Source organism: Minwuia sp. IMCC3060 (assembly GCF_029909435.1).
GTDB lineage: Bacteria > Pseudomonadota > Alphaproteobacteria > Minwuiales > Minwuiaceae > Minwuia.
In genome coordinates, this window is the sequence record NZ_CP123782.1 from 3,826,715 (window position 1) to 3,851,513 (window position 24,799).

A 24,799-nucleotide genomic window follows, 5' to 3' on the forward strand; every position below is an offset into this window, starting at 1 on the left:
TGCTTCGACGACCCCTCAGGCCGCGAAGGCCCGGGCGGCGCCGACCAGCGCGGCGTCAGTGCCTGCACCGCCCATCAGTGACAGACCGACCGGCGCGCCATCCGACAGGCCCGCAGGCATGCTGACCTGTGGCAGACCGGCGTGACCGGCCAGACAGGTCAGCGCGATGATGCGGTAGCGGAAGGCGTCGAGCAGTGCCGGGTCCCAGTTCATCACCGGCGCGGGACCGGGCGCGGTGGGCATGACCAGCACGGTGCCGTCGGCCAGCAGATCCGTCAGACGCTGGCGCAGCGCGTTTCGTACCGGCTGCATCTCCGCCACCTCCGCATCCGTGATTGCCGCCGCCATGCGGAACCGGTCCACGACACCGGGGCCGAAAACGGGCTGCACCTCTGTCACCCAGTCGCCATGCACCTCCCAGATCTCCCGCGCCTGCAGGATGCGGAAGGCCTCCTTGAAGCGTTCCGCATCGAAGCCGATGTCGACGCTTTCAACCGGCATGCCCAGGGCATCCACCGCCCGGTTCAGGGTTCCGGCGGTGGCCGGGTCGCACAGGGCGAACAGCGCCGGATCGGTCACCAGCCGCTTTGGCCGCGATGGTGTCACAGGCCGGTCGAGCAGCACCGTGCCGACCTTCGCGAAGGTCTCCGCATCCCGCGCGAACCAGCCGCAGGTGTCGAAGCTGGGGGCCAGCGGCATGCAGCGGTCCAGCGGAATGGCCCCGAAGGTCGTGCGGATGCCGTAGAGACCACAGTAGGTCGCCGGAATGCGGACGGAGCCGCCGGTGTCGGAACCGATGGCGAAATCCACCAGACCCGCCGCCGTGACACTGGCGGAGCCGGAGGAGGAGCCGCCGGGAATCCGGCCCGGTGCCGCCGGATTGACCGGCGTGCCGTAGTGCGCGTTCTCCCCGTTCAGGCTGTAGGCCAGCTCGTCGGTGTGGGTGATGCCGGTCAGCCGCGCACCGGCGTCCAGCAGGCGGGCCAGCACCGAACAGTCGGATTCCGCCGCAGGATGGGTGCGTTGCCAGTCCGGGTTGCCGCAGCCGGCGACGCGTCCGGCCACGTCATAGAGATCCTTCAGCCCGAAGCCGAGGTCGTCCAGCGGACCGGAACCTGTCGGCGCACGGTCCAGCCGCTCGATGAACCCTTCGACCGGCGCGGCACTCACTCTGCGGCCGCCCGTGCCCGGGCCAGGTCGCGCAGGCAGTCGTCATCCAGCGGTTCGATGGGGGTGAAGTCGCGGTGGGCGATCCATTCCTCCCGCTTGAACTGGCGGATGTGGTTGTCCACGTGGCAGAGCGACAGATAGACGATGGTCCGCCCCCACGGCCCGATGTTGGGCGAACTGGCGTGCACCAGGTTGGAGTGGAACATCAGCACCGACCCGGCCTTGCCCTTGGCGGAGAACATGCCGTGCCGGTTCGCCAGCTCGGCGACGCTGGCCTTGTCCAGGGTCCAGAGCGGGTAGGAGGTGGTGGCCAGATCGTGCCCGGCCTCCAGCACGCCCTGCTTGTGACTGCCCGGAATGACCCAGAGCGGGCCGTTGAATTCCGTCACGTCGTCGATGAACAGGGCGATGTTCATGGCCCGGGGTTCCGGCATCTGGTCGTCGCGCGCCCAGGTGCCATAGTCCTGATGCCACTGCCAGACATCGCCGTCGAAGGCGGCCTTGGCGTTGATCTTGTACTGGTGGATGTAGACGTCCCCGTCCAGCAGCTGCTGCACCGGGCCGATCAGGCGCGGATGCGCGCCGATGCAGCGGAATGGTTCGCTGTAGCGGTGGGCGGCGAAGGCGGTCCGCACCACGCCCGTGCTTTCCCGCCAGACCTCCGGCCGGTCCATGGCGTAGATGCGCGGCAGTTCCTCCTGCAGGACGCCGACCTCCGCAGGGTCGAAGACATCCTGCAGCATCACGTATCCCAGTTCGTCGAACTGTTGCAGCTGTTCCGCTGTCAGTTTCATGGCCTGTCCTCCCCTGGCGTCCGCCGGACGCTTGCTGCGTTCTGTCGGCGGTCACTATAGACCCGATCCGGCGGAGACATAAATGCCGTCGCAGCCTATCCTGTCCGCCCAGCTTCACCTGAACGGAGGGTTTCCGATGCGTATCCTATCCCTGTTCGCCGCGTCCCTGTTCCTTCTGGGCGGCACCGCCCTGGCCCAGTCTCCTGCGCCGGACGGCGCACGGGCCTACATCATCAGCCCTGCCGATGGTGCCACCGTCACCTCTCCGGTCACCGTGCGGTTCGGCCTCTCCGGCATGGGTGTCGCACCCGCCGGCATCGACAAGGCCAATACCGGTCACCATCACCTGCTGATCGACCGCCCGCTGCCGACGGGGGAGGACCTGGAGTTCTCCCTGCCCGCGGAGGACGGCCTGCGCCACTTCGGTGGCGGCCAGACGGAGGTGACCCTGGAGCTGCCGAAGGGCCGGCACACCCTGCAGATGCTGCTCGGCGACCACAATCACGTGCCGCATGTGCCGCCCGTGGCCTCCGAAGTCGTCACGATCACCGTTGAATAGGCGCGCGGCCCGCCTGCAGTCATGAGTGCTGGTCCCCGCCTCTATCTCGCCGGGCCGGATGTGTTCGCGCCGGACGCGCTGGCGTGCGGTGCACGGATGCGGGAGATCTGTGCCGGGCTGGGGGCCGTCGGCCTGTTCCCGCTGGACAATGACCCGCCGCCGCCCGACCTGGATCCGGCCCGAATGGCGCATCACATCTACCGGGCGAATATCGCGCTGATGCACGGTGCCGACGGCTGTGTCGCCAACCTGTCGCCCTTTCGCGGACCCAATGCCGACGACGGCACGGCGTTCGAGCTGGGCTGGATGATCGCCGCGGGCAAGCCGGTCTTCGGCCATGTCGGCGACCCGCGCCCGCTGACCGCACGCAGCGCCCTTGCCGGGGCAACGGATGCACAGGGCCGCGCGGTCGATGCGGATGGCTGGTGGGTGGAGGATTTCGGCTGGCCGGTGAACCTGATGCTGGTGGCGGGGGCGGAGCAGAACGGCGGCAAGGTCTTCGTGCAGTCCCCCGATGACGCCCCGATGGCCGCATTCCGCCGCGCCGTGAAGGCGGCGGTACGGCTGTTTCAGGAACAGCAGCGGTTCCGCGATGATCCGTGAGACGTCAGCGAAGGGGCAGCGCCCTCAGCCTGCCGCTTCCTCCGGCGTCAGGGTTTCGAGGGCCAGGGCATGGACACGTTCATCCATCTCCGCCCTCAGCAGCTTGTAGACGTTCCGCTGGCGATTGACGCGGCTCTGACCGGCGAAGGCCGCCGAGACGATACGGACGTGGAAATGGGTCTCCCCCTCCGGCCGGGCACCGACATGGCCCTTGTGCAGGTGGGACTGGTCCTCGATCTCCAGCGTTTCCGGTGACAGGGCCTCCGTCAGGCGTTGCTGGATGCGTTCGGCATAGGTCATTCTGGTTCCCGCAGGGTTGGTTGATGGGCCTTTCAGCGGCCCGACCGTGAGACTCTATTGTCGCGCCTGTCAAGCTTGCCCGTGCCAGTCCGCCTCACCATAATCCCGCGCATGGCAAGGACGCAGCAGAAACGCCGGACCCGCTACGGGGGCCGCATCCATTTCGAGGAAGCCAACGCCAGGCCCTGCGAGAAGGCAGGCTGTCTGGAGCTGGGGGAGTTCCGTGCGCCGAAATCCCGCGACGGGGCCGACGGCTATCACCTGTTCTGCCTGGAGCATGTGCGGGAGTACAACAAGGCCTACAATTATTTCGCCGACATGCCGGCGGAGGAAGCGGCCTCGTTCCAGCACTCCGCCGCCTATGGCCACCGCCAGACCTGGCCGATGGGCCATCGCACCGCCACCATGCGGGCCAATGCCAGCTTCACCGACCCCTTCGGTTTCGCCGATGAGCGGGCGGAACGGCAGGCCGCGAAGGAAGCCGAGAAACGCCGCCAGAGGCGTCAGTACACGCCCGAGCAGAGGGATGCGTTCCGAACACTGGACATAGACCCGACCGATGACTTGCACGCGCTCAAGAGACACTATAAGCAACTGGTCAAAAGGTTTCATCCGGATGCCAATGGCGGCGATCGCCGCGCCGAGGACCGGCTGAAGAACATCAACCAGGCCTTCAGCGTGCTCAACGCCGGTCTTTCCTGACGACCCTCGCGGTCGGGGCGTGTTCCCCGGATGCGGTCAGCGGTCCCTTACACCATTCAGGGGAAACGAATGTCTCACTCGGATTATGACGATCTGCCGAGCCTGCCGTCCGGCGCACCGGACATGATGCTTTCGGTGCGCAAGGTCTTCGGGATCGACAGCGACATGGAAGTGCCCGCCTTTTCGGAATCGACGGACCGCGTGCCGCCGACCGATCCGGCGTACCTGTTCGACAAGGAGACCACGCTGGCCATCCTTGCCGGGTTCAAGCACAACCGCCGCGTCATGATCCAGGGCTTCCACGGCACCGGCAAGTCGACCCATGTCGAACAGATCGCCGCGCGGCTGAACTGGCCCTGCGTGCGCGTCAACCTGGACAGCCACATCAGCCGTATCGACCTGGTCGGCAAGGACGCCATCGTCCTGCGCGACGGCCAGCAGGTGACGGAATTCAAGGACGGCATCCTGCCCTGGGCGCTGCAGAACCCGGTCGCCATGGTGTTCGACGAATATGACGCCGGTCGCCCGGACGTGATGTTCGTGATCCAGCGCGTGCTGGAGCATGACGGCAAGCTGACCCTGCTGGACCAGAACCGCGTGCTGCATCCGCATGCGTGCTTCCGTCTGTTCTCCACCACCAACACCATCGGTCTGGGTGACACGACGGGCCTCTATCACGGCACGCAGCAGATCAACCAGGGCCAGATGGACCGCTGGAACATCGTCACCACGCTGAACTATCTGGACCATGATGCGGAGGCCGGGATCGTGCTGGCCAAGGCCCCGTCCTATGACACGCCGGAAGGCAAGAAGCTGCTCAGCGCCATGGTCAATGTCGCCGACCTGACCCGCGCCGGTTTCGTCTCCGGCGATATCTCCACCGTCATGTCGCCGCGTACCGTGATCACCTGGGCGGAGAACACGGAGATCTTCGGCGATGTCGGCTTCGCGTTCCGCGTCACCTTCCTGAACAAGTGTGACGAGACCGAACGCAGCATCGTTGCCGAGTATTTCCAGCGCAGCCTGGGCATGGATCTGCCCGAGTCCGCCGCCAGCGTGACGGTGAACTAGGGGCACGATTGGTCGTCTGACCGCTCCACCCCTCTCCCCCTCCCGGCTACCCATTTCAGGATACTTGCGTGGGTGACCGGGAGGGGGAGAGGGGTGGAGCGGTCCACAACAAGAGGATACCGCCGACGTGAGCAAGGGTGCGGAGGGACCGACAGAACCGTTCAAGCGCGCCGTTGCGGCAGCGATGCGGGCCATGTCGGGGGAGAAGGATCTGGAGGTCAGCTATGGCCCCGAGACTCCGACCCTGCGTGGCAAGCGCGCGCGCCTGCCGGTGCCCGGACGTGCCATGGACAAGGCGGAGCTGGCACAGGTACGCGGCACCTCCGACGCCTTCGCGCTGCGGCTGAAGCATCACGATCGCGGCGTCCACCTGCGCAACATGCCCCAGGGCGGCACCGCCCGGGCGATCTTCGAATCCATCGAGCAGGCGCGGGTGGAGGCCATCGGCTCCCGCCGGATGCAGGGTGTTTCCGACAATCTGCATGCGGCGCTGGAGGAACGCTGCCGCGTGCGTGGCTATGGCCGCCTGCGCGACCAGTCGGAGGCCCCGCTGTCGGAGGCAGTGGGCATGCTGATGCGGGAGGCCCTGTCCGACCGGGAACTGCCGGAGGACGGGCGCAACCTGCTGAACCTCTGGCGCGACGACCTGGTGGAGAAGGCGGGCGGCGATCTGGACAGCCTGCTGTCCAACCTTGACGACCAGGCCGCCTTTGCCAGGGCCGCACGGCAGCTCATCCGCGACCTCGGCTACATGGAAGACGAGCAGACCGACGGCGACGAGGATGAGGACGAGGAGTCCGAGGAGAGCAGCGAGCAGCAGCAGCAGGGCGAGGAAGAGGGCCAGGACGGCAGCCAGGATGCCGCCGAACCGCAATCGGCCGAAGCCGGTGACGGGGAGGATGCCGCCGACCAGCAGGGCGAGCAGGTCCAGTCCTCCGGCGAGGACGAGATGGAAGGGGAGGGTGACGAGGCCGGCAAGGGCCGCCGCCCGCTCTATCCGGACGACTTCTCCAACGAGCCGCCGCGCCCGGCCTATCGCCCCTTCACCACCGACTTCGACGAGGTCGTGGAGGCCGGCGATCTCTGCGACAACGAGGAGCTGACCCGTCTGCGCGGACAGCTCGACCAGCAGCTGCATCACATGCAGTCCGTCGTCAGCAAGCTGGCCAACCGGCTGCAGCGCCGCCTGATGGCGAAGCAGAACCGGTCCTGGGACTTCGACCTGGAAGACGGCTATCTGGATACCGCCCGGCTGGCCCGCGTCGTCGCCAATCCGTCGCTGCCGCTGTCCTACAAGATGGAGCGCGACACCGATTTCCGCGACACGGTCGTCACCCTGCTGGTGGACAATTCAGGCTCCATGCGCGGTCGGCCCATCACCGTCGCGGCCATGTGCGGCGACATCCTGGCCCGCACGCTGGAGCGTTGTGCGGTGAAGGTGGAGATCCTGGGCTTCACGACCCGCGCCTGGAAGGGCGGGCAGTCGCGCGAACGCTGGCTGGCGGCCGGCAAGCCGCTCAATCCCGGCCGTCTGAACGACCTGCGCCACATCGTCTACAAGCCGGCGGACATGCCCTGGCGCCGGGCGCGCAAGAACCTCGGCCTGATGCTGCGCGAAGGGCTGCTGAAGGAGAACATCGACGGCGAGGCCCTGCTCTGGGCCCACGACCGCGTGATCGGCCGCCCCGAGCAACGCCGTATTCTGATGGTCATCTCCGACGGGGCACCGGTGGATGATTCGACCCTGTCGGTGAACACCGGCAACTACCTGGACCGCCACCTGCGCGAAGTCATCGAGCATATCGAGACCCGCAGCCCCGTGGAGCTGATCGCCATCGGCATCGGCCATGACGTCACCCGCTACTATCGCCGCGCCGTCACCATCGTCGACGCGGAACAGCTCGGCGGTGTCATGATGGACAAGCTCGCCGAACTCTTCGACGACGATCCGGGCGCGAAGCGGCACTGAGGACGGGTCGCGCGGATCCCGGCAGGGAGACTCCATCCGACAGGCCCAGTTCGACAGCATCCGGTTTGACGCAATGCCGAGAGCTGGGCTCGCGGATCAGGTCCGCGAGCGGCGTGGTGGGAGGGGGAAGCATTGCTGCTCATCGCTCCCCACCCCACTGACGCTGTGCCCGGGCTTGACCCGGGTACCCAGCGTGCCGCAGCGATTTCAGCAAGTGGACAGGTGTGCTCCTGCCGCCGCTCTCACCCCGCCCTGGCGTGGGTGTCCGGTTCTTCCAGGTCGATCTCGGCCAGGCATCCGGCGCGTTTCAGTTCGGGTTGCAGGCGGTCGGCGAGCCACATGAAGAACATGCGGAAGTCGCTGATCAGGGACCAGAAGGGATAGCGGAAGGTGGCGGGGCGGTTCTTCTCCACGAAGAAATGCGCGAACCAGGCCGGGGCGTAGCCGCAGACGGCGGCACCCAGCAGGTACCAGGCATCCCAGTTGGCCACGGCCATGATGATGCCGATGATCGCAAGGCCGGTGCCGAAATAGTGGATGCGCCGGGTCAGGATGCGGGAATGCTCGCGCAGGTAATAGGGCCAGAACTGACGGAAATTCGTGGGCTGGCTGGACATGCACGGCTTCCGCTATCGCTATTGCGGGAAAAGAGACGGCCCGCCACTTGACGTTTACGTCAACGTAACCTAACTACGCTGGTAACCGGCGCAGCACCTGCGTCATCCATCGGACGGCCAGAGAATACAACATCATGAGCGAAACGAAAACCTACTCGATCCGTGACCTGTCGCTGGAGTACGACATCACCCCGCGCACGCTGCGTTTCTACGAGGACAAGGGCCTGTTGAGCCCGCTGCGCAAGGGTACCCAGCGCATCTATGACCGCCGCGACAAGGGGCGTCTGGCGCTGATCCTGCGCGGCAAGCGTCTCGGCTTCAGCCTGGCGGAGATCCGCGACTGGCTGGAGCTCTACGAACTGCGCGACGGCCAGGTTGCCCAGGCCCGCATGCTGCTCGACGCCTCGGAGGACCGCATGGCGAGCCTGCTGCAGCAGCGCGTCGAACTGGATGAGACCATCGAGGAACTGAAGGCGCAGATGCGCCAGGTGGAAGGCTGGCTGGACGCACAGGGCCTCGCCGCCGAAGCCGCCGACTGATCCGAGTCTGACTGTCTGACCGACCGTTCCTCCCCTCTCCCCCTCCCGGCCACGCACGCAAGTATCCTGAAACGGGCGGCCTGGAGGGGGAGAGGGGAGGAACGGTCCACAAACAAGCACGCTACACCTGCGAGGGAGCACCCCCGACATGACCAACGTGGTAATCGCTGGATACCAGCGCTCACCCTTCACCTTTGCCCACAAGGGCGCGCTGGCGAAGGTTCGCCCCGACGAGATCACCGCCCAGGTGGTCCGGGCCCTGGTCGAGAAGACCGGCGTCGAGACGGCGGATCTGGAAGACCTGATCGTCGGCTGCGCCTTTCCCGAGGGCGAGCAGGGCCTGAATGTCGCCCGCCTGATCGCCTTCCTGGCCGACCTGCCGCTGACCATCGCCGGTACCACGGTGAACCGTTTCTGCGGGTCCTCCATGACCTCCATCCACATGGCGGCCGGTGCGATTTCCATGGGTGCGGGCCAGGCCTTCATCTGTGCCGGTATCGAGAGCATGAGCCGCGTGCCGATGGCCGGCTTCAACCCCGCCCCGCATCCGGCGCTGTACCAGCGCTATCCGGAGGCCTATGTCGGCATGGGTGTCACCGCCGAGAACCTGGCGAAGAAGTACGACATCCCCCGCGCCGACCAGGAAGCGGTCGCCGTGGAGAGCCATGCCCGTGCCGCGAAGGCGCAGGCCGAGGGCAAGCTGGCCGACGAGATCGTCGCCATCGTCGACGGCAACATCCGCGTCGAGGAAGACGGCTGCATCCGCCCCGGCACCACCGCCGCGGACCTTTCCGGCCTGAAGCCGGCCTTCGACCAGAACGGTTCGGTGACGGCCGGTACCTCCTCCCCGCTGACCGACGGTGCCTCCGCGGTGCTGGTCTGCTCCGAGGAATATGCCGATGCGCACGGGCTGGAGAAGCTGGCCCGCATCCGCTCCACCGCCGTTGCAGGCTGCGCGCCGGAGATCATGGGCATCGGCCCGGTCCCGGCCACGGAGAAGGCACTGGCGCGGGCCGGAATCACGGTCGCCGACCTGGACATCATCGAGCTGAACGAGGCCTTTGCGGCCCAGGCCCTGTCGGTGATGAAGGAAACCGGCATCAGCTTCGACAATACCAACATCGACGGCGGCGCGCTGGCGCTGGGTCATCCGCTGGGGGCCACCGGCGCCCGGATCACCGGCAAGGCCGCGGCGCTGCTGAAGCGTGAGGGCAAGGGTCTGGCGCTGGCCACCCAGTGCATCGGTGGCGGTCAGGGCATCGCCACGGTCCTGGAGGCCTGCTGATATGGCCGAGATCAGGAAGGTAGCGGTCATCGGCGCAGGCGTGATGGGGGCCGGCATTGCCGCCCACATCGCCAATGCCGGTGTCCCGGTGGTGCTGCTCGACATCGTGCCGAAAGGCGCGAACGACCGCTCCACCATCGCAAAGGGCGCGGTCGCCAAGATGCTGAAGACCAACCCCGCCCCGTTCATGCACAAGCGCAATGCGAAGCTGATCGAGACCGGGAACCTGGAAGACGATCTGGGCGCGCTGTCCGATTGCGACTGGATCTGCGAGGCGATCATCGAGAACCCGCAGATCAAGCGCGACCTCTACAAGCGCCTGAACGAGGTCCGCAAGCCCGGCTCCATCGTCACCTCCAATACCTCCACCATTCCGCTGAACGTGCTGACGGAAGGGCTGGGGGAGGATTTCGCGGGCGATTTCGCCATCACGCATTTCTTCAATCCGCCGCGCTACATGCGGCTGCTGGAAGTGGTGAAGGGGCAGAAGACCCGCGACGATGCCTTCCAGGCGCTGAAGCAGTTCGGTGACGTGAAGCTGGGCAAGGAAGTGGTCGACTGCAAGGACACGCCGGGCTTCATCGGCAACCGCATCGGCATCTTCTGGTCCACCGTCGCCACCCGGTCCGCCTATGACCTGGGCCTGACGGTCGAGGAAGCGGATTCCATCGTCGGCAAGCCCACGGGTGTGCCGAAGACCGGCATCTTCGGCCTCGGCGACCTGACCGGTATCGACCTCGGCCCGCACGTCATTGCCTCGATGATCGACCTTGTCCCGGCGGACGATCCGCTGCGCGATTTCGTCGATCCCGATCACCCGCTGACGAAGCTGACGCAGAAGATGATCGCCGACGGCTACACCGGCCGGAAGGGCAAGGGCGGCTTCTATCGCCGCACCAAGATCGACGGCAAGACGGTCAAGCAGGCCATCGACCTGAAGACCGGCCAATATCGTGCCGAGCAGCGTTCCACGCTGGCCAGTGCCCGCGCCGCGAAGAAGGGGCTGCGCGCCTTGGTGACGCATGAGGACAAGGGCGGCCAGTACGCCTGGACCGTGCTGAGCCACGTGCTGAGCTATTCCGCTGACCTGGTGCCTGAGATCTCCGACGATATCCGCGGTGTCGATCTGGCCATGAAGACGGGTTACGCCTGGAAGTGGGGCCCGTTCGAGATGATCGACATGCTGGGTGCCGACTGGCTGGCCGACAGGCTGGCGGCGGAAGGCCGCCCGGTCCCGGCCCTGCTGGAAACGGCGCGGGGCAAGACCTTCTACAAGGAAGAGGGCGAGAAGGCCTATATCCTGACCACTGCGGGCGACTATGCCGAGATCGCGGTGTCGGAGGACGCCTGGACCCTGGCCGACAAGAAGCGCGGCAAGCAGCCGATCAGGTCCAATGCCTCCGCCTCGCTGTGGGACGTGGGTGACGGTGTCGCCTGCCTGGAATTCCATTCCAAGATGAACAGTCTGGACGAGAATTCCATTGCCATGATCGTGGCCGCGTCGAAGATCGACAAGCTGGGCTTCAAGGCGCTGATCATCGGCTCCGACGCGGACAATTTCTCCGTCGGTGCCAATGTCGGCGTGGCCCTGTTCGGGGCCAATGCCGCCATGTGGCCGGTGATCGAGAATGGCGTCGCGACCGGCCAGAAGGCCATGCAGGGCCTGAAGAACAGCCCGTTCCCCGTCGTCGCGGCACCCGCCGGCATGGCGCTGGGCGGCGGCTGCGAGGTCTGCCTGCATTCCAACGCCATCCAGGCCCACGCCGAAAGCTACATGGGTCTGGTGGAGGTCGGTGTCGGCCTGCTGCCCGGCTGGGGTGGCTGCAAGGAACTGACGATCCGCAACCTGGCCAACAAGCGGCGCCCGCAGGGCCCGATGCCGGCCCTGTCGGCGGCGTTCGAGGCGATTTCGACGGCCAAGGTGGCGACCAGTGCGCAGGAAGCGCGCGACATGCAGATCCTGCGCGAAGGCGACGGCATCTCCATGAACCGCCGCCGGGTGCTGGCCGATGCCAAGAAGAAGGCGCTGTCGATGGTGGAAGGCTACGCCAGGCCGGAACCGATCGAGGTCAACCTGCCGGGTCCGACCGCGGCCACCGCGTTCCGGATGGCAGTGGAAGGCTTCGCCCTGCAGGGCAAGGCCACGGCCTATGACGTGGAAGTGGCGGCCCAGGTGGGACGCGTGCTTTCCGGCGGCGACACCGACATCACGGAAGTGGTGACGGAGAAGCAGCTGCTGGCGCTGGAACTCGAAGGCTTCATGCATCTGATCCGACAGGAAAAGACGCTGCAGCGGATCGAACACATGCTGACCAAGGGCCGCCCGCTGCGTAACTGACGCTGCACTGGATTGTCTGAGGGCTGCTCCGTCCCTCTCCCCCTACCGGCCACCCACGCAAGTATCCTGAAAGGGGTGGCCGGTAGGGGGAGAGGGACGGGACAGGCCACGAAAAACCCACAGGAGAAACGCGAATGCCCGCGACCTATCAGGCCCCTGTACAGGACTTCAAGTTCCTGCTGCACGAGTTCATCGACCTGCAGCGCTATTCCAACCTGCCCGGCTTTGCCGATGCGACCCCCGATCTGGTGGACGCGATCCTGGAGGAGGGCGCGAAGTTCTTCGAGAACGAGCTGGCGCCGCTGAACGCCGTCGGCGACACCGAAGGCTGCACCCGCCATGATGACGGCAGCGTCACCACACCGACCGGTTTCAAGGAAGCCTACCAGTCCTATATCGAGGGCGGCTGGGGCGGTCTGACCGCAGACCCCGAATATGGCGGGCAGGGCCTGCCGCATGTGCTGGGTTTCGCGGTCTCGGAGATGGCATCGTCGGCCAACATGGCCTTCGCCATGTATCCGGGCCTGACCCATGGCGCCTATGAGGCGATCCACCACTGGGGTGACGATGCGCAGAAGCAGGCGTACCTGCCGAAGATGGTCACCGGCGAATGGACCGGTACCATGAACCTGACGGAGCCGCATTGCGGTACCGACCTGGGCCTCATGCGCACGAAGGCCGAGCCGCAGGACGACGGCAGCTATCTGGTCACCGGGCAGAAGATCTTCATCTCCGCCGGTGAGCACGACATGTCCGAGAACATCATCCATCTGGTGCTGGCCAAGATCCCCGGCGGGCCGGAGGGCATCAAGGGTGTCAGCCTGTTCGTGGTGCCGAAGTTCATCCTGGACGAGAACGGCGAACCGGGGGAGCGCAACAGCCTGCAGTGCGGTGCCATCGAGCACAAGATGGGCATCCACGGCAATTCCACCTGCGTCATGAACTATGACGGGGCGAAGGGCTGGCTGCTGGGCGCGCCGCACAAGGGCATGCGGGCCATGTTCACCATGATGAACGCCGCCCGCCTGGGCGTCGGCATCCAGGGTCTCAGCCAGGCCTCCGCCGCCTACCAGAACGCCGTGACCTACGCCAAGGACCGCGTGCAGGGCCGCTCCCTGACCGGTGTGAAGGCCAAGGACAGGCCCGCCGACCCGATCATCGTGCACCCGGACGTGCGCCGCATGCTGATGAAGCAGAAGGCCTTCGTGGAGGGCGCGCGGGCGCTGGCGCTCTGGACCGGCCTGATGATCGACTTCGCCTCCAAGCACCCGGACCCGGACGAGCGGCAGCAGGCCGACGACTTCGCCGCCTTCATCACCCCGGTCGTGAAGGCCTATCTGACTGACATGGGCTTCGAATGCACCGTCGATGCCATGCAGGTCTATGGCGGCCATGGGTTCATCCACGAGTGGGGCATGGAGCAGTACGTCCGCGACGCCCGCATCACCATGATCTACGAGGGCGCGAACGGCATCCAGGCGCTGGACCTGGTGGGACGGAAACTGCCCGACGGCATGGGCCGGCTGATGCGCCGGTTCTACCACCCGGTGGATGCCTTCATTCAGGCCAACATGACGAAGCCGGAGATGAAGGATTTCGTCATGCCGCTGGCCAAGGCCTTTGCCCGGCTGCAGTCCGTGACCGCCGACATCGGCCCGAAGATGATGGCCAACCCGGACGAGGCGGGTGCCGCCTCTACCGATTACCTGCGCTGCGTGGCGCTGGTCGCCATCGGTTTCATGTGGGCGCAGATCGCAGAAAAGGCACAGGCGAAGCTGGCCGCCGGTGAGGGCGAGAGTGCCTTCTACGAGACCAAGCTGGCCACGGCGCGTTTCTTCATGGAACGCATGCTGCCTGACATGCATGCCCATGCCGCCAAGGCCATGTCCGGCGGGGCCACCCTGATGGCCCTGTCGGAGGACGCCTTCTGAGCCTGAACTGACCGCGCGGTCACGACCGCCAAACCTGTCAGCCGCCCGCCCGGACCCGGTCCGGCGGGCGGTTTCGTTTCGGGAATATCCACAGGAATCAGTCGCTTTGCGCCCCGGCTGGTGGCTGTCAGACCGGTTATCCACAATATATTGGACGAATCAGGCCATTCCTGCTTGGTCTGGATTCCCTGATCCCGTATCTTGTTAGCCCTGAGCTGGTATTAACCAGATATAGCGCGGGAGACGGATCATGTCGGCAGGCTGGACGGAAGAGCGGGTTTCACGACTCAAGGAGCTCTGGGGTACGGGCATGACCGCTGCCCAGATCGCGGAACAGCTTGGCAATGTCACGCGCAACGCCGTGATCGGCAAGGCGAACCGGCTTGGCCTGTCGAAGCCCGGCCGTCCCCGTGTCGCCAAGGCCCGGCCCGCAGCGCAGCAGCAGCGCCCCCGTTTCACCCGCCCGGCCCCGAAGCCGGAGCCGGAGGAAGTCATTCCCCAGGCACCCGCCGTCGCGCCGCCGCCGCCGGGCGCCCTGCCGCAGCATCGCCGTTGCCAGTTCCCCGTCGGACATCCGGGGGAGAGCGACTTCCACTTCTGCGATCACGAGACGCTGACCGGCAAGCCGTACTGCGACTATCACTGCTCCATCGCCTATCGCCAGAAGGTTGCGTGAGCGGGCCCGTTCCCAGCTTCCGGCCCGCGACTGCCGCTGACGTTGCCGCCATCGTCGGCCTGCTGGCCGATGACCAGCTCGGTGCCGCGCGGGAAGACGCCTCCCTGCCCCTCGACGAACGCTACATCCGGGCCTTCGATGCCATCGACCGCGATCCGAACCAGATGCAGGTCGTGGCCGATCTGGAGGGCCAGGTTGTCGGCTGCCTGCAGCTCAGTTTCATCCCCGGCCTGTCCTTCATCGGCACCTGGCGCGGCCAGATCGAGAGCGTCCGCATCCACAGCAGCATGCGCGGCAGCGGCCTGGGTCAGCAGATGATCACCTGGGCGGTCGGCGTCTGCCGCGAACGCGGCTGCGGCCTCGTCCAGCTCAGCACCCACCAGAGCCGCGAAGACGCCGTCCGCTTCTACGAGAAGCTTGGCTTCACCAACAGCCACTTCGGCATGAAACTGTCACTGGACACCTGACCCCGGGTACCCAGCGTGCCGCACCGGCATCGGCGATGACCTTCGGTCGCGCATCGTGGCGATCCCGGGGATGCCGTGCCGAGACCTGGGCTCGCGGATCAAGTCCGCGAGCTACGTGGGAGAGAGGTGAAGCGTTTGGTGCTCATCGCTCCCACCCCACCGACGTCGTACCCGGGCTTGACCCGGGTACCCAGCGTGCCGCACCGGCATCGGCGATGACCTTCAGTTGCGCGTCGGTGCGAGCCGGGTGACGCAGTGCCGAGACCTGGGCTCGCGGATCAAGTCCGCGAGCAACGCGGTGGAAGGGGTGAAACGGTTTGTGCTCATCGCTCCCACCCCACCGACGCCGTGCCCGGGCTTGACCCGGGTACCCAGCGTGCCGCACCGTGAGCTCCTGATCGTCAACAGCCCGGTCACCGGCCATCTCCCGCTACTACGTCTATATCCTCGCCAGCAGGCGCAATGGCACTCTCTACATTGGTGTCAGCCGTGACCTGCGGCGGCGTCTCGGTGAGCATCGGACGGGATGGTCACAGTTCACCGACCGCTACCAGATCCACCGGCTGGTCTGGTTCGAAACCCACGAGAGCGTGGTCATCGCCCGACAGCGCGAACGGACGCTGAAGCACTGGAAACGGGACTGGAAACTTCAACTGATCGAGGCGCGGAACCCCGACTGGCGCGATCTCGCAGGGGAGATCCCGTTCGATTGAGGACGGTTGGTGACAGATGGATCAACGCAGTGCCGAGACCTGGGCTCGCGGATCGAGTCCGCGAGCAACGTGGTGGGAGGGAAGGAATTGCTGCTCACCGCCCGGACCCCAAAAAACGTCGTACCCGGGCTTGACCCGGGTACCCAGCGTGCCGCGCCGACATCTACGATGACACTCCAGGGTGGATCGGTACGCGCCGGGTGACGCAGTGTGGGGACCTGGGCTCGCGGATCAGGTCCGCGAGCGGCGTGGGGATGGGGGTTGGGCTACCGGAACTCACCGCCACCCCCCACTGCCGCCGTACCCGGCTTGCCCGAGCTGCGATCCTCAGGTCTGGGTGAAGGTGCGGTCAACGTAGGCGGAGACGCGGGCGACGCTTTCCTCGACGGACAGGTCCGAGGTATCGACGGTCAGTTCCGCAGCCTCCGGCGCCTCATAGGGGGCCGAGATGCCGGTGAAGTCCTTGATCTCGCCCGCCCGCGCCTTCTTGTAGAGGCCCTTCGGATCGCGGCTCTCGCAGGTGGCCACGTCGGCGTCGATGTGGATCTCGTGGAAATCCTCTCCCGCCGCCGCCCGCGCCCGGTCACGGTCGGAGCGGTAGGGGGAGATGAAGGCGGTGACGACAATGAAACCGGCCTTGGCCATCAGGGCCGCGACCTCGCCCACACGGCGGATGTTCTCCGCCCGGTCCTCCGGGCTGAAGCCCAGGTCGGCGTTGAGGCCAAAGCGCACGTTGTCGCCGTCCAGCACGAAGACCTGGTAGCCCTTGTCGAACAGCCGCCGCTCCGTCGCCACGGCAATGGTCGACTTGCCGGCGCCGGACAGGCCGGTGAACCAGAGCACGCCGCCCTTGTGGCCATTGCGCTTGTGACGCTCCTCCGGCCCGATGGCGGCCTCGACCTTGGTCACGTTGGTGGCGCGGACGGTGATCAGGCTGCGCTGGTCGGCATAGCCTTCCATGGAGATGATGCCGCCGCCCGCAATGTCGAAACCATCCACCAGCACGAAACGCCCGGTCTTCTGGTTGTTGCGGAATTCATCCAGCGCCAGCATCTGGCGGGAGCGGATGGTGACCTCCGCCACCGCGTTCCGCTCCACCCGATCGGACTGTACATGGCTCAGGTCGCCGGTATCGATGACCCGGTCGATGGACTGCACGGTCACCCGCGCCTCCGCATTCGCCAGCTTCATCTTGTAGGTCTTGCCGGTGACCAGCGCGTCGTCGCCCAGCCAGAAGACATGGGCGCGAAAGACATCGGTCTCGACCGGCGGCTGGTTCTCGTGACTGGCGATATGGCCACGCTCGATGAACAGCTGCTCGTCCAGCGTGATGCCCACCGACTGTCCGGCAGAGGCCTTCATGGGCAGCTGATCGACGTTCCAGGCCTCGATGGTGCGGACCTTCGCGGTCTTGTTGATGGGCGAGAACAGCAGCGTGTCGCCGACCCGGATGGTGCCGCTTTCGATCCGGCCGGCAATGATGCGGCGCTCATCGAACTTGTAGACGTCCTGCACCGGAAACCGCAGTGGCTGGTCCGTGGCCGGCAGCGGCACGCGGAACCCGTCCAGCGCCTCGGTGAGGCTGGGCCCCAGGTACCAGGGCATGCGCTTCGACGGGCCGGTGATCAGGTCGCCCTCACGCCCCGAAACCGGAATGACGTGGTTGGGCGCCACACCGATGCTGGTCAGATAGGCGCGGAATTCCTGCTCGATCGCCTCGAAGCGGCTCTGGGAATAGTCCACCAGGTCCATCTTGTTGACGCAGACCGTGACCTGGCCGATGCCCATCAGATGCAGCAGATAGCCGTGGCGGCGGGACTGTTCCTGCACGCCCTCGTTGGCGTCGATCACCAGGATGGCGGCGTCCGCCGCCGCCGCGCCGGTGATCATGTTCTTCAGGAATTCCTTGTGGCCCGGCGCGTCGATGATGACGTAGTCGCGCTTGGCCGTCTTGAACCAGATCTGCGAGGTGTCGATGGTGATGCCCTGGTCCCGCTCCGCCTGCAGCGCGTCCATCAGGAAGGCATATTCGAACGGCATGCCGCGCCGCTCGCACATCTTGCGGATTTCCTCCACCCGGCCGTCGGGCAGCGAGTCGGTGTCATGGAACAGGCGCCCGACCAGGGTGGACTTGCCGTGGTCCACATGGCCGACGAAGACGGTCTTCAGGGATTCGCGATGGTTGCTCATGGTCCGGACCCCTTACATGTAGCCGTCGGCACGCAGACGCTCGAACGCGTCCTCGGCCTCGTGATCCATGGCCCGGCCGGACCGTTCGGAGACCCTGGTGGTCCGCAGCTCCTCGATGATCTCGTCCAGTGTCTCGGCGTTGGAGTCCACCGGGTTGGTGATGTCCTTGTCCCCCAGGGAGCGGTACCGCTTCCCGTTCTTGGCGAAATAGAGGTCGATGACGGGAATCTTCTCCCGCTTCGTGTAGAGCCAGATGTCCATCTCGGTCCAGTGCAGCAGCGGGTGGATGCGCACATGGGTACCGGGGGGAAAATCGGTATTGAACTGGTCCCAGAACTCGGGTGGCTGATCGCGGAAGTTCCAGGCACCGGTGGCCCCGCGCGGGCTGAACACCCGTTCCTTGGCGCGGGTCGCCTGCTCGTCGCGGCGGATGCCGGCGAAGATGCCGTCAAAGGGATTGGCGGCCAGGAAGTTCTTCAGCCCCTCGGTCTTGCGGGCGGCGGAGCGTGCGGCGGGCGGCAGGCTGGGATCCATCTCCTCGATCGGCGGGCATTTGCCGCTGAGGAAGTTCAGGTTCCATTCCTTGATGTAGCGGTCCCGGAACTCGTACATCTCCGGGAACTTCTTCTCCGTATCGACATGCATCACGGGGAACGGCACATGGCCCAGGAAGGCCTTGCGCGCCAGCCAGATCATGACGTTGGAATCCTTGCCCAGCGACCAGAGCATGCCGACACGACCGAGGCGGTTGAACGCCTCCCTGAAGATATAGACGCTCTGGCTTTCCAGCCGGTCGAGATGATCCATGGCAGACTTCCGTGTCAATCTGTTACTGCGGCGCGCAGGCGCATCCGGTCATCAACTATGCGAGGATAAGCCGGGGGGCAAGGGACGGATAAGCGCAACCGTCTCAACAGTCACGTTTCGCGTGTCCATTCATGTGCAGCGTGATGCCTGACGCCCGGGCGTCAGAACTGGATGCGGGTGCCCAGGAAGATCAGCGCGTCGCGGTTGGCCTCGCTGTCCAGACCGGCGGACGAGCCCTGATCCCAGAACTGGATGCCGCCCACCAGGCCGATGGAGCCGTTGAGCTGCCAGGCGCCGCCGATCTCCAGCGCGTCGGCTGTATCGGGGATCTGCTGTTCGCGCTCCGACAGGCTGCGGACATATTTCAGGCCGACCTGCCAGTTGGTCCCGGCATAGCTCATGCCCAGGCGGTAGTCGGTCAGCAGGCGACCGAGCTTCAGGTCATCGCCCTGCGCCAGGTCGGCCCCGAAGGAAAAGCCGTCATAGCCAATGCGGCCACCGACCTGCCAGGCGTTGCCACGCTCCGGGTCGAAGGTCGGATCGACCGATGCGGCCGAAAGCGCGAAACGGGCCACCGGCTCGGCCGGGGCCAGAGAGGAGACGCCATAGCGCTGCGCCGTGTCGCCGACGCTGCCGAACAGGGTGAAATCGACACCAAGGGCCCTGTCGGTGAAGTCGACGCCCACGCGGGGGGTCCCTGTCTGCGTTTCCGAAGGTTCGACCGAAAGGTTCAGGCCACCGCCGATCTGCCTGCCATCCCGCGGGGTCAGGGTCAGCAGATCAACCAGTGCAGGCGCGACGGAGCCGCGGATGCGCCCGACCGAGGGAACCGACTGTTCGGAAGGGGTCACGAGCTGAAGCGTACCGCCAGCCTTCAGATCCGGGCCGGCAAGCGCGCTGCCGCCCCCAAGCGTGACAAGCACGGCAATGGTGCCGCACAGACGGCGGAGCCATTCGCGATCAGGACCTGTCGATGCAACTGCACTGGGCATGGGGCGCACGATTTCAGCAAACTATGAAGACGCGGTTACTCGAAAAGTGAACTACACACTCACCTGCCGTGAATCAATCCCGCCGCGCGCGGTGACAGCGCCTGTTGTGGTCTCGCGGAACGTCGGATAGAACCGGAACGAGCATGTTCAGAACATCGGAATTGCAGACATGAAAGCACGTTTCGGCGGGGCCAGGGTGCTCCTGATCCTCGCCACGCTGACCCTTGGCGCGTGCGCGTCGCTCAATCCCTTCAGCGACAGCGATGGGGAATCCGTTGAGAGTCAGCGCGTTGCGGCACGTGAGCAGCAGCAGGCCGTATCCGCACGCTCTGTCGTCAACCCGTTCCTGTGGACGGCATCGCTGGAGACACTCGGCTTCCTGCCCATCACAGAGGCTTCGGAAAGCGAAGGCCGGATCCGGACCGAATGGTATGTCCCCGCCGCCGCACCGACGGAGCGTTTCCGTGTGAATGTGACATTTACCTCACGGTCCCTGTCACCGGATGCCTTCTCTGTTGGTCTTGTCCGACAGGAGCTGCGTGGCACCGGCCAGTGGATCGATCTGCCCGCCACCGAGAAGGTGCGCACGAACCTGGAGGAGACGATCCTGTTCCGCGCCCTGCAGCTCCGCCAGGAATCCGGCCTGCTATGATCGGGGACGGGTCACGCGCCATCCGGCTGCCGTGACGCGCCCCCCGCCCAAGGACTGACCCGCACGCCAGGCCGCCGCGCGCGAATCGGCTGACCGGGCCCCGCCATGATCCGATTTCCCATCGCCGACAGATGACAGCCGCCATGACCGACATGAACGAACGCTACAACCCCGCCGAGACCGAGCCGAAGTGGCAGGCGGTCTGGGACGAACGCCAGAGCTTCCGCGCCGAGGCCGAACCCGGCCGCGAGAAATACTATGTGCTGGAGATGTTCCCCTATCCGTCGGGACGCATCCACATGGGTCACGTGCGCAACTACACGCTGGGGGACGTGGTCGCCCGCTACAAGCGCGCCCGCGGCTTCAACGTGCTGCACCCGATGGGCTGGGATGCCTTCGGCCTGCCCGCGGAGAATGCGGCGCGCGACAAGAAGGTGCATCCGGCGGAATGGACCTGGGCCAACATCGACAACATGCGGGCCGAGCTGAAGTCCATGGGACTCAGCCTCGACTGGTCGCGCGAGTTCGCGACCTGCGATGTCAGCTACTACCAGCATCAGCAGCGCCTGTTCCTCGACATGCTGGAACAGGACCTGGTCTACCGCCGGGAGAGCTGGGTGAACTGGGATCCGGTGGACCATACCGTGCTGGCCAACGAACAGGTCATCGACGGGCGTGGCTGGCGTTCCGGCGCGGTGGTGGAGAAGCGCAAGCTGACCCAGTGGTTCTTCCGCATCACGGCCTTCTCCGACGAACTGCTGTCATCCCTCGGCACCATGGATCGCTGGCCCGACCGGGTGCGCGCCATGCAGACCCAGTGGATCGGCCGGTCCGAGGGTCTGCGCATGACCTTCGCCTTCGACGGCACGGTGCCGGGGCACGAGGACGGTCTGACCATCTATACCACCCGGCCCGACACCCTGTTCGGTGCCAGTTTCATGGCCATCTCCGCGGAGCATCCGCTGGCCCAGCAGATCGCTGCCGACAATCCCGGCGCGCAGGCCTTCGTCGAGGAGTGCCGCCAGATGGGCACCTCGGAGGAGGCGCTGGAGCGCGCGGAAAAGAAGGGTTTCGACACCGGACTGCGCGTGCGTCATCCCCTGGATGACAGCATCACCCTGCCCGTCTACATCGCCAACTTCGTGCTGATGGAATACGGCACGGGTGCCATCTTCGGCTGCCCGGCGCACGACCAGCGCGACCTGGACTTCGCCCGCAAGTACGGGCTGGACGTGACCCCTGTCGTCTGCCCGTCGGACAGCGATGCGGCGTCGTTTACAGTCGGCGACACCGCGTACACGGGCGACGGGCTGCTGATCAACTCGCGCTTCCTCGACGGTATGACCGTGCCGGATGCGAAGGCGGAGATCATCGACCGGATCGAGAGTGCGAAGACCGGGGAGCGCACCGTGAACTTCCGGCTGCGCGACTGGGGCCTCAGCCGTCAGCGCTACTGGGGCTGTCCGATCCCGGTCATACATTGCGACAGCTGCGGTGTGGTACCGGTTCCGGCCGCCGATCTGCCGGTGGCCCTGCCGATGGACGTGACCTTCGACAGGCCCGGCAACGCGCTGGACCATCATCCGACCTGGCGCGACGTGGCATGCCCGAAATGCGGTGCCGATGCCCGGCGCGAGACCGACACGATGGATACCTTCGTCGATTCATCCTGGTATTTCGCGCGCTTCGCCAGCGCCGACGCGGCGGATGCGCCGGTACGGCCGGAGGAGTTCGACTACTGGCTGCCGGTCGATCAGTACATCGGCGGCATCGAGCATGCGATCCTGCACCTGCTCTATTCCCGCTTCTTCATGCGGGCGATGAGGCAGAGCGGATACGGCGCGCTGGACGAACCGTTCGACGGGCTGTTCACCCAGGGCATGGTGACCCACCGGACCTATCACGCCGGCCGCGATGCCAACGGCGGCGACATCTGGGTCTATCCACAGGAGGTCGAGAAGGCCGCCGACGGCAGCCTGATCCAGGCCGGCACCGGTGCCGCAGTGGTCGAGGGGCCGCTGGAGAAGATGAGCAAGTCGAAGAACAATACCGTCGATCCCGGCGCGATCATCGGCAAGTACGGCGCGGATACCGCGCGCTGGTTCATGCTCTCCGACAGCCCGCCGGAGCGCGATCTGGAGTGGTCGGACGAGGGCGTCAACGGGGCCTGGCGGTTCCTGCAGCGGGCCTGGCGCGCCGTGCGCCAGACAGTGCAGGACGGTGCGGCAGCCGATGGCGCAGCCGCGCCCGAGGCAGGCTCCGCCGCGGATGAGCTTCTGCGCACCGCCCATCGCACCATTGCCGGGTTCACCGATGATCTGGAGCGGTTCCACTTCAACAAGGCGGTGGCGCGGCTGCATCAGCTGACCAATGCCATCGAGAAGCTGCGTGGCGATTCCGCGGCTGACAGGTCCGTCCGGCGCTTCGCCGTCGAGACCCTGGTCCGCCTGATGGCACCGCTGACCCCGCACATGGCGGAGGAAGCCTGGGAGATGCTGGACGGTTCCGGCCTGCTGGTCGATGCGCCGTGGCCGGAGGCCGATCCGGCGCTGGTGGCGGAGGATGTGGTCAGCATCGCCGTCCAGGTACTCGGCAAGAAGCGGGCGGTGATCGAGATCGCGAAGGACAGCGATGAGGCGACCGTGCGCGCCGCCGCGCTGGAGGCACCGAACGTCGTGCGCGCCATTGACGGCAAGCCCGTGCGCAAGGTCATCGTTGTGCCCAACCGGATCGTCAATATTGTGGTCTGATGCCGGATAGCGAACGCACATGGGGAATCGGACGACAGGCAGGCCGCGCGCGTGCCGGTGCCGGAGGTCTCTCCGCGCTGCTGCGCACGGGCCTCCTGGGTCTGGTGCTGGTGTGCGCCGCCTGCGGGTTCGAACCGGTCTATGCCCCGGGCGGCGGATCTGTCGCCGACAGCCTGCGCACGGTCAGTGTGGACCAGCCCCCGGGCCGGATCGGCCAGGCCATGCGGCTGGCGATACTGTACGGTATCGGCGACCGACAGAGCGGCATCCAGCCGAAGTACCGGCTGCGGTCCCAGATGAGGACCGATACCGAACGGGTTGCCATTCAGGCTGACGAGTCAGCCGCGCGGGTGAATGTCATCGTCAATGTGAGCTGGCAGCTGCAGGATGCCGCCGGCCTGACCACCTACGAGACCGGCCAGGTCCGGCGCACCGTGGCCTACAATGTCGTCGCCGATACCTTCGCAACGCTGGTCGGCCAGCGCGATGCCGAACGGCTGGCCGGGAAACAGGTGGGCGAGGCCATCCGCACGCGGCTGCTTCTGGCACTGCGGGACAGATAGTCCTATGGAGTGGAAGGGACGGGACGCCGACAGCAAGCTGGGCCGCATCCATCCCGACATTCGCCTCTATCTCTTCTACGGACCGGATACGGGTCTCGCCGCCGAACGGGCCATGGCGGTGGCGCGCATGCGTCTGGGCGAGCGCGCCGGGGCCGACGACATCCTGCGGATCGAAGGCGATACCCTGGCGGAGGATCCCGCACGGCTTTCGGACGAGGCGGCCCAGGTCAGCATGTTTGGCGGGGAGCGCGTCATCCGCGTGGTCAACGCCAGCGGGGCCGGGGCCTCCCGTGCGGTGGAGTCCTGGCTGGACAATCCAGTGGGCTCCCTTGTGACGGTCGAACTGGGCGATGTGCGCCCTAACCAGAAACTGCGCAGTCGGGTCGCTTCTGCCAAGGTTATCAACGCAGTAGCCATTGGTTGCTACCCCGATGACGCCGGTACGATGGACCGTCTCGTCGACGAAATCCTGCGTGAGGAGGATTTTCGCATTCTCGGCGACGCCAGACAGGCTCTTCTGGCCCGTCTGGGGCCGGATCGGCGCATGAATCGCGAGACCATCCGCATGCTGACCCTCTACGTCGGCGACCCGAAGCAGGAAATCACGGTGGCCGATGTGGAGGCGGCACTGGGGGACAGTTCAGCCGTCGGCTTCGAGACCATTGCCTTTGCCTGCCTCGGCGGGGACACGGCGCAGGCCCTGCGCCTGTTCGACAAGAGCATGGCCGAGAAGACCCACCCGATCATCACCATCACATCCCTGCTGACCCAGTTCGACCGTTTCGATGCGCTCGATGCCGCACGCCAGGCCGGCAGGCCGGTCGATACCGCCCTGAAGGGCCTGCGGATCTTTCCCCACTCCCGCCAGGACGCGTTCCGGCGCATGGCGGACTACTGGCCCTCCGACCGTAGGGCCACGGCCCGACGTCTGATCGTGGAGGCGGACATCCGTGGACGATCCGGTCAGCTTTCGGAGAATCTGGTCTATCGGGATCTGCTGCTCCGGCTCGGTACCGCAGCCCAGGGTATGGCAAAGCGCAGTCGCAGGTTCTAGTCAGGCATACCGAACCCGGCCCGGATAGAGGGTCCTACCGGTGACAGGCACTACGCC

General features: G+C 66.1%; 23 protein-coding genes and 1 pseudogene. 17 read left to right on the forward strand and 7 right to left on the reverse strand.

What is annotated here, in order from left to right:
* Positions 1–15 precede the first annotated feature (15 nt).
* Positions 16–1,170, reverse strand: coding sequence for an amidase (locus QGV54_RS17935; RefSeq protein ID WP_281019275.1), 1,155 nt, complete (start codon positions 1,168–1,170; stop codon positions 16–18).
* On the reverse strand, positions 1,167–1,964 hold the full coding sequence (locus tag QGV54_RS17940) for a phytanoyl-CoA dioxygenase family protein (RefSeq protein WP_281019274.1): 798 nt from the start codon (positions 1,962–1,964) through the stop codon (positions 1,167–1,169). The genes QGV54_RS17935 and QGV54_RS17940 overlap by 4 nt, the downstream gene beginning before the upstream one ends.
* A gap of 136 nt (positions 1,965–2,100) precedes the next feature.
* Here QGV54_RS17940 and QGV54_RS17945 point away from each other — a divergent pair, with 136 nt between their 5' ends.
* Together QGV54_RS17945 and QGV54_RS17950 are read left to right on the forward strand one after the other, a co-directional pair.
* The gene (locus tag QGV54_RS17945; protein ID WP_281019273.1) at positions 2,101–2,523 is read left to right on the forward strand and encodes a DUF4399 domain-containing protein; all 423 of its coding nucleotides are present in this window, start codon (positions 2,101–2,103) and stop codon (positions 2,521–2,523) included.
* Between the two features lie 21 nt (positions 2,524–2,544).
* Positions 2,545–3,126: a nucleoside 2-deoxyribosyltransferase gene (locus QGV54_RS17950; RefSeq protein ID WP_281020004.1), complete on the forward strand. Its 582-nt coding sequence runs from the start codon at positions 2,545–2,547 to the stop codon at positions 3,124–3,126.
* 24 nt (positions 3,127–3,150) lie between these two features.
* On the opposite strand, the gene QGV54_RS17955 is transcribed toward QGV54_RS17950, so the two are convergent.
* Complete coding sequence (locus QGV54_RS17955; protein ID WP_281019271.1) at positions 3,151–3,426, reverse strand: BolA family protein; 276 nt, start codon at positions 3,424–3,426, stop codon at positions 3,151–3,153.
* Positions 3,427–3,537: 111 nt separating this feature from the next.
* On the opposite strand from QGV54_RS17955, the gene QGV54_RS17960 reads away from it, so the two are divergent.
* The 3 genes from QGV54_RS17960 to cobT all read left to right on the forward strand — a co-directional run bounded on the left by QGV54_RS17960 (position 3,538) and on the right by cobT (position 7,168).
* Positions 3,538–4,128, forward strand: a complete 591-nt coding sequence (locus tag QGV54_RS17960; protein WP_281019270.1) for a J domain-containing protein — start codon at positions 3,538–3,540, stop codon at positions 4,126–4,128.
* 69 nt (positions 4,129–4,197) lie between these two features.
* Complete coding sequence (gene cobS / locus QGV54_RS17965) at positions 4,198–5,199, forward strand: cobaltochelatase subunit CobS (RefSeq protein WP_281019269.1); 1,002 nt, start codon at positions 4,198–4,200, stop codon at positions 5,197–5,199.
* 184 nt (positions 5,200–5,383) lie between these two features.
* Positions 5,384–7,168, forward strand: a complete 1,785-nt coding sequence (gene cobT, locus QGV54_RS17970) for a cobaltochelatase subunit CobT (protein ID WP_348638794.1) — start codon at positions 5,384–5,386, stop codon at positions 7,166–7,168.
* Positions 7,169–7,410: 242 nt separating this feature from the next.
* Here the strand turns inward: cobT and QGV54_RS17975 are convergent, their stop codons facing one another.
* Entirely contained in the window at positions 7,411–7,785 is a 375-nt protein-coding gene (locus QGV54_RS17975; protein WP_281019267.1) for a DUF962 domain-containing protein, read from the reverse strand.
* Positions 7,786–7,919: 134 nt separating this feature from the next.
* Here QGV54_RS17975 and QGV54_RS17980 point away from each other — a divergent pair, with 134 nt between their 5' ends.
* The 8 genes and pseudogenes from QGV54_RS17980 to QGV54_RS19850 all read left to right on the forward strand — a co-directional run bounded on the left by QGV54_RS17980 (position 7,920) and on the right by QGV54_RS19850 (position 15,734).
* A complete protein-coding gene (locus tag QGV54_RS17980) occupies positions 7,920–8,324 on the forward strand; it encodes a MerR family DNA-binding transcriptional regulator (protein WP_281019266.1) in 405 nt (134 codons plus the stop codon).
* A gap of 148 nt (positions 8,325–8,472) precedes the next feature.
* Entirely contained in the window at positions 8,473–9,609 is a 1,137-nt protein-coding gene (locus QGV54_RS17985) for a thiolase family protein (RefSeq protein WP_281019265.1), read from the forward strand.
* 1 nt (position 9,610) lies between these two features.
* Entirely contained in the window at positions 9,611–11,947 is a 2,337-nt protein-coding gene (locus tag QGV54_RS17990) for a 3-hydroxyacyl-CoA dehydrogenase/enoyl-CoA hydratase family protein (protein ID WP_281019264.1), read from the forward strand.
* Between the two features lie 134 nt (positions 11,948–12,081).
* Positions 12,082–13,878: an acyl-CoA dehydrogenase C-terminal domain-containing protein gene (locus tag QGV54_RS17995; protein WP_281019263.1), complete on the forward strand. Its 1,797-nt coding sequence runs from the start codon at positions 12,082–12,084 to the stop codon at positions 13,876–13,878.
* A gap of 250 nt (positions 13,879–14,128) precedes the next feature.
* The gene (locus tag QGV54_RS18000; RefSeq protein ID WP_281019262.1) at positions 14,129–14,554 is read left to right on the forward strand and encodes a GcrA family cell cycle regulator; all 426 of its coding nucleotides are present in this window, start codon (positions 14,129–14,131) and stop codon (positions 14,552–14,554) included.
* Complete coding sequence (locus QGV54_RS18005) at positions 14,551–15,021, forward strand: GNAT family N-acetyltransferase (protein WP_281019261.1); 471 nt, start codon at positions 14,551–14,553, stop codon at positions 15,019–15,021. Before QGV54_RS18000 ends, QGV54_RS18005 begins: the two co-directional genes overlap by 4 nt.
* 476 nt (positions 15,022–15,497) lie before the next feature.
* Positions 15,498–15,611: pseudogene (locus QGV54_RS19845) on the forward strand (GIY-YIG nuclease family protein); the annotation flags it as partial.
* Positions 15,612–15,734, forward strand: coding sequence for a hypothetical protein (locus QGV54_RS19850; RefSeq protein WP_348638763.1), 123 nt, complete (start codon positions 15,612–15,614; stop codon positions 15,732–15,734).
* Between the two features lie 327 nt (positions 15,735–16,061).
* Here the strand turns inward: QGV54_RS19850 and cysC are convergent, their stop codons facing one another.
* The 3 genes from cysC to QGV54_RS18025 form a co-directional block, all read right to left on the reverse strand.
* A complete protein-coding gene (gene cysC / locus QGV54_RS18015) occupies positions 16,062–17,924 on the reverse strand; it encodes an adenylyl-sulfate kinase (RefSeq protein ID WP_281019260.1) in 1,863 nt (620 codons plus the stop codon).
* A gap of 12 nt (positions 17,925–17,936) precedes the next feature.
* On the reverse strand, positions 17,937–18,731 hold the full coding sequence (gene cysD / locus QGV54_RS18020) for a sulfate adenylyltransferase subunit CysD (protein ID WP_281019259.1): 795 nt from the start codon (positions 18,729–18,731) through the stop codon (positions 17,937–17,939).
* Positions 18,732–18,892: 161 nt separating this feature from the next.
* A complete protein-coding gene (locus tag QGV54_RS18025; protein WP_281019258.1) occupies positions 18,893–19,723 on the reverse strand; it encodes a hypothetical protein in 831 nt (276 codons plus the stop codon).
* 169 nt (positions 19,724–19,892) lie between these two features.
* Between QGV54_RS18025 and QGV54_RS18030 the strand changes: the two genes are divergently transcribed.
* The 4 genes from QGV54_RS18030 to holA all read left to right on the forward strand — a co-directional run bounded on the left by QGV54_RS18030 (position 19,893) and on the right by holA (position 24,742).
* Positions 19,893–20,375, forward strand: coding sequence for a DUF3576 domain-containing protein (locus QGV54_RS18030; RefSeq protein WP_281019257.1), 483 nt, complete (start codon positions 19,893–19,895; stop codon positions 20,373–20,375).
* Positions 20,376–20,518: 143 nt separating this feature from the next.
* Positions 20,519–23,125, forward strand: a complete 2,607-nt coding sequence (gene leuS / locus QGV54_RS18035; RefSeq protein ID WP_281019256.1) for a leucine--tRNA ligase — start codon at positions 20,519–20,521, stop codon at positions 23,123–23,125.
* The gene (locus QGV54_RS18040; protein WP_281019255.1) at positions 23,125–23,688 is read left to right on the forward strand and encodes a hypothetical protein; all 564 of its coding nucleotides are present in this window, start codon (positions 23,125–23,127) and stop codon (positions 23,686–23,688) included. The genes leuS and QGV54_RS18040 overlap by 1 nt, the downstream gene beginning before the upstream one ends.
* A gap of 4 nt (positions 23,689–23,692) precedes the next feature.
* Positions 23,693–24,742, forward strand: coding sequence for a DNA polymerase III subunit delta (holA, locus tag QGV54_RS18045; protein ID WP_281019254.1), 1,050 nt, complete (start codon positions 23,693–23,695; stop codon positions 24,740–24,742).
* Positions 24,743–24,799 lie beyond the last annotated feature (57 nt).